This window comes from Bradyrhizobium huanghuaihaiense, assembly GCF_025200885.1.
Taxonomy (GTDB): Bacteria; Pseudomonadota; Alphaproteobacteria; order Rhizobiales; family Xanthobacteraceae; genus Bradyrhizobium; species Bradyrhizobium huanghuaihaiense.
The window spans coordinates 2,301,408-2,315,235 of the sequence record NZ_CP104172.1 but is presented as its reverse complement, the minus strand read 5'-3'; the positions used below and the strand labels follow the sequence as shown (position 1 = coordinate 2,315,235).

Annotated in this window: 12 protein-coding genes; 4 read left to right on the top strand and 8 right to left on the bottom strand. The window is 65.6% G+C overall.

The window, feature by feature from the left end; genetic code table 11:
- Window positions 1-3: 3 nt before the first annotated feature.
- Window positions 4-1,302 (bottom strand): MFS transporter, encoded by a 1,299-nt coding sequence (locus N2603_RS10970; protein ID WP_018641173.1) that lies wholly within the window; start codon window positions 1,300-1,302, stop codon window positions 4-6.
- Between the two features lie 641 nt (window positions 1,303-1,943).
- Here N2603_RS10970 and N2603_RS10965 point away from each other — a divergent pair.
- Genes N2603_RS10965 through N2603_RS10955 form a run of 3 tightly spaced genes read left to right on the top strand, consistent with a single transcriptional unit; the run spans window position 1,944 to window position 5,714 of the window.
- Entirely contained in the window at window positions 1,944-3,158 is a 1,215-nt protein-coding gene (locus N2603_RS10965) for an ABC transporter substrate-binding protein (RefSeq protein ID WP_260388733.1), read from the top strand.
- 8 nt (window positions 3,159-3,166) lie between these two features.
- On the top strand, window positions 3,167-4,900 hold the full coding sequence (locus N2603_RS10960) for an FAD-dependent oxidoreductase (RefSeq protein WP_260388732.1): 1,734 nt from the start codon (window positions 3,167-3,169) through the stop codon (window positions 4,898-4,900).
- A 19-nt stretch (window positions 4,901-4,919) separates the two neighbouring features.
- Window positions 4,920-5,714, top strand: coding sequence for an IclR family transcriptional regulator (locus tag N2603_RS10955; protein ID WP_260388731.1), 795 nt, complete (start codon window positions 4,920-4,922; stop codon window positions 5,712-5,714).
- A 175-nt stretch (window positions 5,715-5,889) separates the two neighbouring features.
- Here the strand turns inward: N2603_RS10955 and N2603_RS10950 are convergent, their stop codons facing one another.
- The 7 genes from N2603_RS10950 to N2603_RS10920 form a co-directional block, all read right to left on the bottom strand.
- Window positions 5,890-6,669 (bottom strand): SDR family NAD(P)-dependent oxidoreductase, encoded by a 780-nt coding sequence (locus N2603_RS10950; RefSeq protein WP_260388730.1) that lies wholly within the window; start codon window positions 6,667-6,669, stop codon window positions 5,890-5,892.
- A gap of 37 nt (window positions 6,670-6,706) precedes the next feature.
- Window positions 6,707-7,411: a GntR family transcriptional regulator gene (locus N2603_RS10945; RefSeq protein WP_260388729.1), complete on the bottom strand. Its 705-nt coding sequence runs from the start codon at window positions 7,409-7,411 to the stop codon at window positions 6,707-6,709.
- Window positions 7,412-7,519: 108 nt separating this feature from the next.
- Complete coding sequence (locus N2603_RS10940) at window positions 7,520-8,263, bottom strand: aspartate/glutamate racemase family protein (RefSeq protein ID WP_260388728.1); 744 nt, start codon at window positions 8,261-8,263, stop codon at window positions 7,520-7,522.
- Window positions 8,264-8,273: 10 nt separating this feature from the next.
- On the bottom strand, window positions 8,274-9,539 hold the full coding sequence (locus tag N2603_RS10935; protein ID WP_260388727.1) for an NAD(P)/FAD-dependent oxidoreductase: 1,266 nt from the start codon (window positions 9,537-9,539) through the stop codon (window positions 8,274-8,276).
- Between the two features lie 3 nt (window positions 9,540-9,542).
- A complete protein-coding gene (locus N2603_RS10930) occupies window positions 9,543-11,204 on the bottom strand; it encodes a thiamine pyrophosphate-binding protein (protein WP_260388726.1) in 1,662 nt (553 codons plus the stop codon).
- A gap of 129 nt (window positions 11,205-11,333) precedes the next feature.
- Complete coding sequence (locus tag N2603_RS10925; RefSeq protein WP_260388725.1) at window positions 11,334-11,687, bottom strand: RidA family protein; 354 nt, start codon at window positions 11,685-11,687, stop codon at window positions 11,334-11,336.
- Between the two features lie 11 nt (window positions 11,688-11,698).
- Window positions 11,699-12,616, bottom strand: a complete 918-nt coding sequence (locus N2603_RS10920) for an NAD(P)-dependent oxidoreductase (RefSeq protein ID WP_260388724.1) — start codon at window positions 12,614-12,616, stop codon at window positions 11,699-11,701.
- Window positions 12,617-12,828: 212 nt separating this feature from the next.
- Between N2603_RS10920 and N2603_RS10915 the strand changes: the two genes are divergently transcribed.
- The gene (locus N2603_RS10915; RefSeq protein WP_018641184.1) at window positions 12,829-13,665 is read left to right on the top strand and encodes a transporter substrate-binding domain-containing protein; all 837 of its coding nucleotides are present in this window, start codon (window positions 12,829-12,831) and stop codon (window positions 13,663-13,665) included.
- Window positions 13,666-13,828 lie beyond the last annotated feature (163 nt).

Below are 13,828 nucleotides of genomic sequence, written 5' to 3'. Positions count from 1 at the left end.
CTGCTATTTCAGGTCGTCGCGCGCTGTCTCCGGCGCCAGCAGGGTCGCGATGATCGTGATGATCGAGAGCCCGATGATGTACACCGACACAGCCCAGTACGATCCGGCCCACGCCAGCAGCGCGGTTGCGATCAACGGCGAGAAGCCGCCGCTGAGCGCAGCCGCGACATTGGCACCGAGCGATGCGCCGCTGTAGCGCACCTGGGTGCGGAACAGCTCCGGCATGAACGCCGCCTTCGGCCCGAACAGCAGCGCATGGGTCAGCGTCATCGTGACGACGAGCGCGAGCGTGATCAGCGCCGGCTCTTTGGTGTCGAGGAACCAGAACAGCGGAAACGCCAGCGCCACCGAGAACACGCCACCGGCGAGATACAGCGCCCTGCGGCCGAAGATGTCGGAGAGCCAGCCGGCGAGCGGCAACGTCGCGAACTCGACGATCGCGGCATAGACCACCGCGTTCAGGATCACCTGGCGCGGCAGGCCGAGCTTCGTCGTGGCGTAGACCACGGTGAAGACGGTGAGGAGATAAGCGAGCCCGACCTCCGACACGGTAATGCCGACCGCGAGCAAAAAGCTGCGCCAGTCGCGGCGAAGCACCTCCAGCACCGGCTGCGCCAGCACCTCCTTGCGCTCGACGACTTCCTTGAAGTGCGGCGTCTCGGCCAGTCTGAGCCGCACGATGAAGCCGACGCCCACCAGCACAATGCTGATCCAGAACGGCACGCGCCAACCCCAGCTCAGGAAGTCGGCCTCGGGCAGCTGCGTCATCAGCGCAAAGATGCCGGTGGAGGCAGCGACGCCGACGGGAAAGCCAATCTGCACCAGGCTGCCGTAGAAGCCGCGGCGGTTGCCGGCGTGCTCGATCACCATCACGACCGCCCCGCTCCATTCGCCGCCGAGCCCGATGCCCTGGACGAAGCGCAAGGCGATCAGCAGGATCGGCGCCCAGACGCCGATCTGGCTATAGGTCGGCAAACAGCCGATCAGGAAGGTGCCGAGCCCCATCGCGATCATGGTCGCGACCAGCATGGTCTTGCGGCCGAGCCGGTCGCCGTAATGCCCGATGATGGCCCCGCCGATCGGCCGCGCCACGAAGCCGACCGCATAGGTCGAGAACGCGACCAGCGTGCCGACGAACGGGTCGAAGCTCGGAAAGAACAGCTTGTTGAAGACGAGTGCCGCGGCCGTGCCGTAGATCAGGAAGTCGTACCACTCGATCGCGGTGCCGAGCGCGCTCGCCCACACCACATGCGCCGTCGTCGATCTCTCCGTCGCCGCGGCGACCCCCGTTGCTGCCGTCATGCCATGCCCCAAAAGATTCCAGACGGCATCATGGCTAAACGCAGGGAGGGTTGCAACCTGCGGACGCAGTTGATCACTCTCGTGCCCCGGACGCTGCGCAGCACGAAGTGATGCGCTGCAGAGCCGGGGCCCACGCTTCCTTCGAAAATTCGGGCCGCATGGGTCCCGGCTCTGCGCAGCAGCGCAAGAGCGCTGCAGCGCGTCCGGGACACGAACGTGCCGGGTGCCGCCACATCCGTCATTGCGAGGAGCCCTTGCGACGAAGCAATCCAGACTGCCTCGGCGGAGAAGGCCTGGATTGCTTCGCTGCGCTCGCAATGACGGTGGTGAGGCACTGCGCCCAATTCGTTCTCAGTGTCGTCCTGGCGAAAGCCAGGACCCATTACCCCGGTCAGCGTTATCAAACACGCACTGTGGCTACAGCGTCCGAAACAAAGCCTCTTGTGGTTATGGGTCCTGGCTTTCGCCAGGACGACACGCGTAGAGGGCACCGACATTCCAACTCACCGCTCTCAGCCCTGCCCCCGTGGAACCCATCCCCACCCTCCTATTCGCCATTGACAAACTAATTCGCTAATATCTAACTTACCGCCAGAACAACCCGCCGCCCCAAGCGGCCCATAAAAAGCGAGGGAACGACGATGAGAGTGTTTCTGGCCGGCGCCATGCTCGCGGCCATGACTTCGACTGCCATGACCACTGCGGCGACCGCGCAAGTCTCCGACGACGCCGTGCGGATCGGCGTGCTGACGGACCTGTCGAGCTGGGGCCGCGACAACAGCGGGCCGGGCTCGGTCGAGGCGGCCAAGATGGCGGTGGAGGAGTTCGGGCCAACCGTGCTCGGCAAGCCGATCGAGATCATCAGCGCCGATCATCAGATGAAGACCGACGTCGGCGTGCAGATCGTGCGCGGCTGGTTCGACAACGGCAAGGTCGATGCGGTCGTCGACATCCCCAATTCCGGCATCGCCATCGCCGTGCACAACATGGTGCGCGAGCGCAACAAGATCGCCCTGCTCTCCGGCCCCGGCGCGAGCTCGCTGACGGACGAGCTGTGCAGCCCCAACACCGTGCACTTCACCTACGACACCTACGCGCTGTCGAAGGTGACGGCCTCCGCCGTGATCAACGAAGGCGGAAAATCCTGGTACTTCATCACGGCGGATTACGCCTTCGGCCAGCAGCTCGAGAAGGACGCGACGCGCTTCATCAACGAGATGGGCGGCAAGGTGCTCGGCGGCGTGAAGCATCCGACCAACACCGCCGACTTTTCCTCCTTCGCGCTGCAGGCCCAGAGCTCGAAATCCGACGTGGTCGCCTTCGCCAATGCCGGCCAGGACACCGACAACGCCATCAAGCAGTCCGGCGAGTTCGGCCTTGTCCAGGGCGGCCAGAAGCTGGTCGGCCTCCTGATGTTCGACACCGACGTGCATGCGATCGGGCTGAAGGCCGCGCAGGGCACCTACATGACCACGGCCGCGTACTGGAATATGGACGAGGCAACCCGCGCCTGGTCGAAGAAGTTCTACGAGCGCACCAAGGTGATGCCGACCATGATCCATACCGGCGTCTACGGCTCGGTGCTGCATTATCTGAAGGGCATCAAGGCCGCAGGCACCGATGATCCCGCCAAGGTCATGGCGAAGATGCGCGAGCTGCCGATTGAGGATATCTTCGTCCACGGCGGCAAGTTGCGCGAGGACGGCCGCGTCATCCGCGACATGTATCTCGCCAAGGTGAAAACGCCCGAGCAGTCCAAGGAGCCCTGGGATTATCTGGACATCGTCAAGACCGTGAAGGGCGAGGACGCCTTCCGTCCGGTCTCCGAGTCCAAATGTCCGCTGCTGAAGAAGTGAGGTGAGCGATGACCGGCAACGAGCACAACGCAATTGAGACTTACGAGTGCGACGTGCTCGTGGCCGGATCGGGTTGCTCCGGCATGTCTGCCGCGATCACCGCGCGCTACCGCGGCCTCGACGTGCTGATCGTCGAGAAGGAGCCGCGCTTCGGCGGCACCACCGCTCGCTCCGGCGGCTGGCTCTGGATTCCCGGCACCTCGCTGGCGAAGGCATACGGCATCGAGGAAACGCCGGAGCAGGCGCGCACTTACTTGCGGCACGAAGCCGGCAACAATTACGACGCCGCACGCGTCGACGCCTTCCTCAGCGCCGGCCCCGAAGCCGTCGATTTCTTCGCCACCAGGACGGCGCTGCGCTTCGACATGCCGCTGGTGTTCCCGGACTATCATGCCGAAGCACCCGGCGGCGCCCAGGGCGGCCGCTCCATGGTGACGCGCCCGTTCGACGGCCGCGAGCTTGGCGACCAGATCAAGACGCTCGGCATGCCGCTGCCGGAACTCACCGTGTTCGGCATGATGCTTGGAAGCGGCAAGGAGATCATCCATTTCATGCGCGTGACGAAATCGCTGACTTCGGCGGTCTATGTCGCCAAGCGCCTGTCGCGCCATCTGATGGACGTACTGCGCTACGGGCGCGGCATGACGCTGACCAATGGCAATGCGCTCGCGGGACGCCTTGCGAAGTCCGCACTCGATCTCAAGATTCCGATGTGGCTGTCTTCGCCCGTTCGCGAGCTGACCGTGGAGAACGGCGCTGTCACCGGCGCCATCGTCTCGCGCGAGGGACGCGACGTGCGCGTTCGCGCGCGGCAGGGCGTCGTGCTCGCCTGCGGCGGCTTCCCGCATGATGTCGAACGGCGCAAGAAAATGTTCCCGCACGCACCGACCGGCAATGAGCATTTCTCGCCCGGCCCGACCGGCAATACCGGCGATGGCCTGCGCCTTGCGGAAAGCGCCGGGGGACGCATCGAGGACCGCCTGCCAAACGCGGCAGCCTGGGTGCCGGTATCGCTGACCACGCGCAAGGACGGATCGAAGGGCGTGATGCCGCACTTCATCGACCGCGCCAAGCCCGGCGTGATCGCGGTGATGCGCGACGGCAGGCGCTTTGCCAATGAGGGCAATTCCTATCACGACTTCGTCCAGGCCATGATCAAGGCCGCCAAGCCTGGCGACGAGATCGCGGCGTACCTCGTCTGCGATCACCAGACGCTGCGCAAATACGGCCTCGGCTGCGTGCCACCCTTCCCGGTGCCGCTGGGTCATCACCTCAATACCGGCTATCTCATGCGCGGCGATACGCTGGAAGTGCTGGCGGCAAAGGCCGGCATCGATGCGAAGGCGTTCACCGAGACGGTCAAGCAATTCAATGCAACCGCGCCGTTGGGACATGATGCCGCCTTCGGCAAGGGTTCAAAAGCCTATAACCGCTATCAGGGCGACGCGCTGCATGGCCCAAACCCCTGCGTCGCGCCGATCGAGAACGGTCCGTTCTACGCGATCAAGATGGTGATCGGCGATCTCGGCACCTATGCCGGCATCGTCACCGACGAGAACGCACGGGCACTCGACGGCGAAGGCCGTGTGATTCCCGGCCTCTATGCCGCCGGCAACGACATGGCGAGCATCATGGGCGGCAATTATCCGGGTGCCGGCATCACGCTTGGGCCGGCGCTGACCTTCGGCTACATTGCCGGCCGTCATCTCGCCGAGAGCGCCGCGAGGCGCAACGCGGCGTAAGCGCGACGCCAGGAGGCGCATGAAGAGAGAAAGCCGCGGCATCCAGTCGATCGAGGTCGGCGGAGAATTGCTCCGCGCGCTCGCCAGAAGCGGCGAGCCGATGATGCTGCGCGATCTCGCGCGCGAGGCCGGCATGACGCCGGCCAAGGCGCATCCCTATCTTGCCAGCTTCTCCCGCATCGGGCTGATCGAGCAGGACGAGACCACCGGCCGCTACGAGATCGGCGCGCTGGCGCTGGAGCTCGGGCTGATCAGCCTGCGCCGCCTCTCCGGCGTTCGTATCGCCGGACCGAAGATCGCCGCGCTCGCGAGCCAGATCGGACATGCCGTCTCGCTGGCGGTGTGGGGCACGCATGGTCCAACCGTGGTGCAGCTGGAGGAACCCGGCCAGCCCGTGCACATCGTGATGCGCGCGGGCTCGGTGATGGCGCTGCTGGAGACCGCCACTGGCCGCGCCTTCGCCGCCTTCCTGCCGGAGAAGACAATCAACGCCGCGCTCGAAAGCGGCCTTGACCGCCATGGCGTCGGCTACAATCCGAAGCGGGCGGTCAAAGGCGCGAAGGTCGCCGACATGCTTACCGAGGTGCGCAAGCACGGCCTCGCCCGTGCGCTCGGGGACCCCCTGCCCGGCGTCAACGCGTTCTCGGCGCCGGTGTTCGACCATTCCGGCCATGTCGCGCTCGTCATCACCGCGATGGGCCCGGAAGGCACTTTTGATGCGCGCTGGGACAGTCCGATCGCCCATGCGCTGCGCGATTGCGCCGGTGGTATCTCGAAACGGCTTGGCTACGGGATGACCGTTGCGGCGGAGTGAGCTCTATGAGTCGTCCTGGCGAAAGCCAGGACCCATTACCCCAGGGAGCAGTCGTCGCCCAAGCTGGCGACCACGAGCCTTCGCCAAACCACGTCTTGTGGTAATGGGTCCTGGCTTTCGCCAGGACGACATCGAAAGCGTAGCAGCAGCGTCGCTCCCACTGCGCCTTCGCCCCCTACTTGTCCTTCACCGGCACCGTGTAGTTCAGGATCAGTCTTCCACCATCCGGATAGATCGTCTGCCCTGTGATGTAGGACGCATCATCGCTGGCGAGGAACGCGACGACGGAGGCGACCTCGCTCGGTTCGCCGCCGCGGCCGGCCGGCGTGCGTGACATCACGGTCTTGCGGGCATCTTCGGACGTGTAGATGGAGGACGCCACCATGTCGGTCAGGATCGTGCCCGGCCCGACCGCGACGACACGAATGTTGTGCGGGGCGAGCGCGACGGCCGCGACCGACGTCAGCTGCTTCATGCCGCCCTTCGACATCGCGTAGGTCGCAAGCGCCGGGATCGCCAGCAGCGCGTTCACCGAGGACATGTTGATGATGACCCCGCCGCCGCCCTGCGCGATCATCTGCTTCGCCGCCGCCTGTACGCCGAAGAACGCGCCTTTCAGATTGATGCCGATGATCTCGTCGAATTCCTCTTCGGAGATCTCGAGGATGTCCCGGTTGCGGGCGACGCCGGCGTTGTTGACCATGATGTCGAGCCGGCCGAACTCCTGCACGGCGGTTGCAACGAGCTTATCAACGTCCGCGCGCTTGGCGACATTGCCGACGACGGTACGCAGCGCATCCGGCCGCCCGAGCTCGGCGGCCGTCGCGGCAAGTCCATCCGCATCGACATCCGAGATGACAACCTTGACGCCGTCATCCAAAAACCTCTTCGCACAGGCCTTGCCGATGCCGCGCGCCGCGCCGGTGATGGCGGCGACCTTGCCGTTGAGCTTCATGTGTGCGCCTCCCGAAAACAGGACGCCCTGTCGGGCGTCAATTCGCCGCTGACCTTGCCGCGGCCGGCATGTAGATCTGCGCGTAACCCTCCTTGATCGCGGCGGTGATGCGATCGAGGCGGCGGTCGATGTGCTTTTCCAGCACCGACACGCAGGTCGCTTCGTCGCGCGCCTTCAGGCCTTCGACCACGGCACGGTGCTCGGCTTGCGTATTCGAGCGGTTGATGCGGTCCATGTCGATCCAGCGCACGAAGCGGATGCGGGCGTTGACGTTGCGCAAGACGCGCAGCATCTCGGCATTGTTCGACATCCCCATCAGCCGCTCGTGGAAAGTCTCGTCGAGCTCGACCAGTTCCACCGAGGAGCGCTCGCCGGGATCGGGGCCGGTGGCTTCGAGGAATTTCAGCAGCGCGTCGATGTCCTCGTCCCTGGCACGCTTGATGGCGAGGCGGATCGCGGCGACCTCGATCGACTTGCGCAGCTCGTAGAGATCGAAGATCTCGTGCGCGTCGAGCTCGCGGCAGAAGAAGCCCTTGCCCGGCGTGAAGCGCAGGAAACCTTCGGTGTTGAGGCGGTTGAGCGCCTCGCGCAGCGGCGTGCGGCTGACGCCGAGGCGCTTGGCCAGTTCGCCCTCGTTGAGCCGCTCGCCCGGCTTGAACTCGTAGCTCACGGCCATCGCCTTGAGCTGTTCATAGACGCGATCGACGATACTGTCGGAAACCAGTTCCACGTTGCTCATCATCAGCTGCATTCATGCCCGAACACAGCCCAATATACCGGGGCTGCTTGGCCGATGGCAATGCAAACCAGAGATTAGCAGAGCTTGTTCAGAGCTTTGCGACAGCTGGAATCAGGCGAAGGCGCGCGGGCGCAGTCCAGCATGAAACCAGGTGATCATGGAATAGATGTCGTAGACGGGCAAGCCGACCTCGGCCTGCAGCGCTGCCGCATAAGGCGGCATGTTGGTGCATTCGAGCACGATGGCGCCGACATCAGGGTTTTTCGCGACAAGCTCCTTGCCGGCCTCGACCACGTCGCGCTCGGCCAAGCCGACGTCCATGTCGTCCTTCTCGGCCTTGATCAGGACGCGGAAGAACTCCTTGCCGTGCTCGGTGCCGACCAGCGGCGTATCGAGCGGCACGCCGGCGCCTTCGAGATGCGCCGGCGTCAGGGTCGAGCCCGACACCGTGACGAGGCCGACGCGCTTGCCGGGGGGCAAGGTCGCCTGCACCCACGGCACCTGCATCAGCGACGAGGTCGCGACGGGAACGCCGACGGCCGCCGCGATCTCCTTCTGGAACAGCGAGAGGAAACCGCAATTGGTGGTGATGGCTTCGGCCCCGAGCCGCACCAGGTCTTTCGCGGCATCGATGAAGTCGGGCAGCAGGCCGGCCGCACCCTTCAGCACCACCTTCTCCGGCGAAGCGCCGCTCACCACGCGATAGAGCACGGGGAACGGCCAGGTCGTGCCGTTGCCCATGTCGCCGGGGATGCGGGGGAAGCGCGCTTCCAGCATCAAAATGCCGAGCGGCGCGCCGTAGACGGCCTTGCCGCCGCGGGCAATGCGAGAAGGCGAGTTGGCAGGATAGGTCATGGGCGCGATCTCAGAGGAAGCGAGTGGGTGCGAACGGCGCGAGCGGAATTTCGGGCGGCTTGCCGCTCAGAAGCTGGGCGACGAGACGGCCGGTGCGCGCCGAGCCGACCAGGCCGACATGGCCGTGGCCGAAGGCATAGACGATGTCGCGCGAGGCGCGCGCATGGCCGATGCAGGGAAGTCCATCCGGCATGCTCGGCCGATGGCCGAACCAGGTCTTGATGCGTGAGGCCGGAATGTCCTTCGGCAGTTTCGGGAACATGCCGAGAAGGTGGTTGCGCAAAATCTCGGCGCGCTTCCAGTTCGGCGCGGCCTCGAGGCCGGCGATCTCGACCGTGCCGGCGGCGCGCAGGCCCTTGTTGGTCCAGTTCACCACCATCTTGGCGTCGGAGGCCATCATCGAGCTGCGCGGACCTGATTCCGGATTCTCGATCATGACGTGATAGCCGCGCTCGGTCTCGAGCGGCAGGGGATCGCCGACCGATGCGGTGAGCTGCTTCGAGCGGGCACCGGCCGCGACGACGGCAGCATCGCAAGCGATCTCGCCGGTCTCGGTGAGAACGGCCACGAGCTTGTTGCCGGACAGCTTCAGCCCGGTCGCCCTGGCCCGCACGTGCTTGGCGCCGCCGGCGATCGCATGATTGGCGAGAGCGGCGACATAAGCGCCGGGATCGCGGCAGCGCCCGGCCTCTTCCACCACCACGCCAAAGGTGTAGCGCGGATGCAGCTCCGGCTCGCGCTGGCGCATCTCGTCGGCGTTGAGCTCCAGCCATTCGACGCCGACCTTCTTGCGCAGGCGCCAGCCGAGATCGTTGTCGAAATTGCCGCGCGACGGGAACACATGCATCACGCCGTTGCGCTCGACCAGTTCAGGCACACCCGCCTCTTCCGCGAGCTTCCTGTGCAGCAGCGGCGCGTCCTTGAGAAGATCGCGCAGCGCGAACGCGGTCTTCTCGACCCGCGCCGCGGTCCAGCCCGATAGCAGGTACTTGATCAGCCAGGGCAAGGCCTTCGGCAAATAGGACCAGCGGATCGCGAGCGGCCCGAGCGGATCCATCAGATAGCCCGGCACCTTCTTCCAGACGCCGGGCTCTGCCGGCGGGATCACCGAATGCGAGGACAGCCAGCCGGCATTGCCATAGCTCGCCGCCTGTTCGCCGCCGGGCTCGCCCGGATCGATCAGCGTGACGCGATGCCCCTCGCGCAGCGCCTCGATGGCGCTGATCACGCCGACCGCGCCGGCTCCGATGATGGCGACGTGGCGGCCTTCAGGCATCGCTTACGCCTTCACCGCGGGCGTGAAATCCTTGCCGACCGAGATCGCCCTGGAATCGATGATGCAGTGGAGGATCGACGGCTTGCCGGAGGCCAACGCGCGCTCGAACGCCGGCGCAAACTCTTCGGTGCGCTCGACGCGCTCACCATGGCCGCCGAACGCTTTCGCATACATCGCGAAGTCGGGGTTCTTGAGCTGGGTGCCGACGACGCGGCCGGGATAGTCGCGCTCCTGGTGCATGCGGATGGTGCCGTATTGCGAATTGTCGACGACGATGACGACGAGCGGCGCATCGTACTGCACGGCGGTCGCGAATTCCTGTCCGTTCATCAGGAAGCAGCCGTCGCCGGCAAAGGCGACGACGACGCGATCCGGGAACTGCCGCTTGGCGAGCACCGCCGCCGGTACGCCATAGCCCATCGACCCCGAGGTCGGCGCGAGCTGGGCGGCAAAGCTGTGGAAGCGGTGATGGCGGTGGATCCAGCCGGCATAATTGCCCGCGCCGTTGCAGACGATCGCGTCCTTGGGCAGGCGGTCACGCAGCCAGGTCGTGACCTGACCGTATTGGAACGAGCCCGGCAGTTCGCGCGCCTTGTCGGTCCAGGCGAGGTAATCGGCATGCGCCTTGGCCGCCTCGCCCTTCCAGGCAACGGCACCTGAAGGCTTCAGCGTCTCGACGGCGGCGGCGAAGGCGGCGGGCGTCGCCTGGATCGCGAGTTCAGGCTGATAGACCCGGCCGAGCTCCTCCGAGCCCGGATGCACATGGATCAGCTTCTGCTTCGGCGTCGGGATGTCGAGCAGCGTGTAGGACGAGGACGGCATCTCCGACATGCGGCCGCCGATCAGCAGGACGACGTCGGCATTGTCGATGCGCGCCTTCAGGCCCGGGCTCGGCCCGATGCCGAGATCACCGGCATAGTGCGAATGATCGGCATCGATCAGCGAGGCCCGCCGGAACGAGGTCGCGACCGGCAGGTCGAACCGCTCGGCAAAGCGCGCGATGCTCTTGGTGGCCTCCTCGCTCCAGCGCGAGCCGCCGAGGATGACCAGCGGCGCCTTGGCGCTGGCGAGCATCGCGCCGACCTGCTCGATATCGGAAGGCGCCGGCCAGCTCACGGCCGGCTCGATACGCATCGCATCGGCAACGGCGGCGGTCTCGGTCAGCATGTTCTCCGGCAGCGCGATCACGACGGGACCAGGACGGCCCTGCATGGCGACGCGGAAGGCGCGCGCGACCAGCTCCGGGATGCGGTCGGGGCGATCGATCTCGACGGCCCATTTCGCCATGGGACCGAACACCGCCTTGTAGTCGAGCTCCTGGAATGCTTCGCGCTCGCGCATGCCGGTATCGACCTGGCCGACGAACAGGATCATCGGCGTCGAATCCTGCATCGCGATGTGGACGCCGTGGCTGGCATTGGTGGCGCCGGGGCCGCGGGTGACGAAGCAGACGCCGGGCCGGCCCGTTAGTTTGCCATAAGCCTCCGCCATCATCGCGGCGCCGCCCTCGGCGCGGCAGATCACGACGTCGATCGGGCTGTCATGCAGCGCGTCGAGGGCCGCCAGATAGCTCTCGCCCGGCACGCAGGTGACGCGCTCGACGCCTTGGGCGACGAGCTGATCGATCAGGATCTGGCCCCCGGTGCGGGTGTTGCGAATGGTCATGACAGCTCCCTGCAGGCTTTGGCGATGCGCATCACGGCATCGCGCAAGTTTTGTTCCGGGGTGGCGTAAGACAGGCGGACATCAGGTGCAAGGCCGATGCAAACAGTGCAGACGGCATCGGCACGCATGTCAGCCGCGCGCAGCGATTGCGATCACCTCGATGCGGTAGGCCGGATCGGCGAGCTCGACCTTGCCGCAGGCGCGGGTCGGCGCGTTGCCCGGCACGACCCAGGCGTCATAGACCGCGTTCATGGCGTCGAAATCGTCCATGGTCCTGAGCCAGACCTGCACGCTGAGCAGGCGCGACTTGTCGGTGCCGGCGCGCGCCAGCATGTCGTCGACCTTGGCCAGCGCTTCCTTTGTCTGCTGGGTGATGTCGGCGGCCTTGGTGTCGGCCACCTGGCCTGCGAGGAAGACGAGATCGCCGAACACGGAGGCGCGGCTGCGGCGGGCGTTCTGGTCGATGCGGGTGATATCTGACATGGGATGTCCCTTTACTTGCCGGTGGCGATGATGCGGCGGCAGTGATCGAGTGCGGCGCCGATGAGGTTGTCGCTCGCCTCCGGCGTGCGGAACGCCGAATGCGCCGACAACGTCACGTTCGGCAGTTTTGTCACGGGATGCCCGGCCGGCAGCGGCTCGACGGTGAAGACGTCGAGACCGGCATGCGCGATGTGGCCCGAACGCAGCGCCTCCAGCATCGCGTCTTCGTCCACGATGGCGCCGCGCGCGGTATTGATCAAAATGCTGCCCTTGCGCATCTGCGCGATGCGCTCGCGCGACAGAAAACCCTTGGTCCCGTCGTTGAGCAGAAGATGCAGCGAGACGACATGGCTTTCGGCGAGCAGCTTCTCCAGTGAAACGAACGCGACACCCGGATGCGTCTTCGGCGTCCGGTTCCAGGCGATCACCTTCATGCCGCAGCCCACCGCCATGCGTGCGGTTTCCGCGGCGATGCCGCCGAAACCGATCAGGCCGAGCGTCTTGCCGGTGAGCTGCATCGCGTCACGGCGCAGCCAGTAGCCCTCGCGCATGCCGCGGTCCATCTCGCCGAAATTTCGCGCGGAGGCCCACATCAGCGCGATCGCGCATTCGGCAACCGCGGTGTCGCCATAGCCCTTGATGGTGTGCACGGAGATGCCGCGCTGGCTAAGCTCTTCCGGGTTCATGTAGCTGCGCGCGCCGGTGCCGAGGAAGACGACATGCTTCAGCGCCTTGCACTTCCCGGTAATCTCCGTCGGCACCGCGGTGTGATCCACGATCATGATCTCGGCATCGCCGAGCAGGCCGGGCAGGTCGTCGGGCTTGATGGAGGGATTGCGGTTGATGCTGACAGGCAGATTGGCCGCACCCAGCAGCTTCTCGGTGACCGCGGCCAGCGTGTCGTTGGCATCGACGAAAACAGCACGCACAGACTTTCTCCTCTCAATCCCGGATCGCAGACCGGACCGCGAGCCGGCCGGGTCTCACGCAATTTTCTCTTGCTTTGCCAACGGACTAGGCTCCGAACTGCCTCATCGCTCAAATCACCGGCAAAGTCGCAATACCATATTGCATTACGATCTGAATACAGAAATAGTCCACGAGCCGGAGCTGTTGATCATTCCCCAGGGGAGCACTGACCATGAACCGCAGGGACGCACTCACCACCGTCGCGCTGGCGGGCGCCGCAATGGCCGCGACCGCCTCGGCCAAGGCCGATACCGCGCCGACCTCCACGCTCGATCGCATCAAGAAGACCGGCGTGCTGCGGATCGCCGTCATCGCCGGCCAGGACCCCTATTTCCACAAGGACCTCGCGACCAATCAATGGTCGGGCGCCTGCATCGACATGGCGAACGACATCGCGGGCAAGCTCGGCGCCAAGGTCGAGCCGCTGGAATCGACCTGGGGCAACCAGATCCTGGATCTGCAGGCCGACAAGATCGACCTCGCCTTTGCCGTGAACCCGACGCCCGAGCGTTCTCTCGTCATCGACTTCTCCACCCCGATCCTGGTGCACTCCTTCACCGTCATCACCAAGAAGGGCTTTGCCAAGCCTGCGACCTGGGCCGAGCTCAACAAGCCCGAGGTCAAGATTGCGGTCGACATCGGCTCGACGCACGAGACGATCGCGCGCCGCTACTGCCCGAAGGCGAACATCCTCGGCTTCAAGACGCGCGACGAGGCGATCCTCGCGGTCTCGACGGGCCGCGCCGACTGCAATGTCTCGCTGGCGGTGCTCTCGATCTTCACGCTGAAGAAGAATCCGACGCTCGGCGAGCTCGCGATCCCGCGGCCGCTCCTGACGCTGCCGACCAATCTCGGCATCCGCGCCGAAGCCGATCGCCGCTACAAGGATTTCCTCAGCGCCTGGGCCGATTACAACCGTTCGCTGGGCCAGACCCGCGAATGGCTGCTGAAGGCCTATGAAACCGTCGGCCTGAGCGCCGACGACATTCCGGGCGAAGTGCAGTTCTGACGGCGATCCTAAAGCGGAACCCCTTGTGGGGGACGCTATCGCGGATGGCTTCTTGGGGACGGGCGGAGCAAGCGCCTCGTCCTTCGAGACGACCGCTTCCCGCGGTCTCCTCACAGGATGAGACTAAGAAGCATTGCCCCCGTTGAAATTGCCGCCGCGCACT

Bases quoted from the DNA above. Each gene is read 5' to 3' on its own strand.
- N2603_RS10950 (WP_260388730.1), bottom strand. From the start codon at position 6,669: ATGAAGCTCAACGGCAAGGTCGCCGCCATCACCGGCGCGGCGCGCGGC.
- N2603_RS10945 (WP_260388729.1), bottom strand. From the start codon at position 7,411: ATGATGAGCAACGTGGAACTGGTTTCCGACAGTATCGTCGATCGCGTC.
- N2603_RS10965 (WP_260388733.1), top strand. From the start codon at position 1,944: ATGAGAGTGTTTCTGGCCGGCGCCATGCTCGCGGCCATGACTTCGACT.
- N2603_RS10915 (WP_018641184.1), top strand. From the start codon at position 12,829: ATGAACCGCAGGGACGCACTCACCACCGTCGCGCTGGCGGGCGCCGCA.
- N2603_RS10935 (WP_260388727.1), bottom strand. From the start codon at position 9,539: ATGCCTGAAGGCCGCCACGTCGCCATCATCGGAGCCGGCGCGGTCGGC.
- N2603_RS10925 (WP_260388725.1), bottom strand. From the start codon at position 11,687: ATGTCAGATATCACCCGCATCGACCAGAACGCCCGCCGCAGCCGCGCC.
- N2603_RS10940 (WP_260388728.1), bottom strand. From the start codon at position 8,263: ATGACCTATCCTGCCAACTCGCCTTCTCGCATTGCCCGCGGCGGCAAG.
- N2603_RS10955 (WP_260388731.1), top strand. From the start codon at position 4,920: ATGAAGAGAGAAAGCCGCGGCATCCAGTCGATCGAGGTCGGCGGAGAA.
- N2603_RS10970 (WP_018641173.1), bottom strand. From the start codon at position 1,302: ATGACGGCAGCAACGGGGGTCGCCGCGGCGACGGAGAGATCGACGACG.
- N2603_RS10930 (WP_260388726.1), bottom strand. From the start codon at position 11,204: ATGACCATTCGCAACACCCGCACCGGGGGCCAGATCCTGATCGATCAG.
- N2603_RS10960 (WP_260388732.1), top strand. From the start codon at position 3,167: ATGACCGGCAACGAGCACAACGCAATTGAGACTTACGAGTGCGACGTG.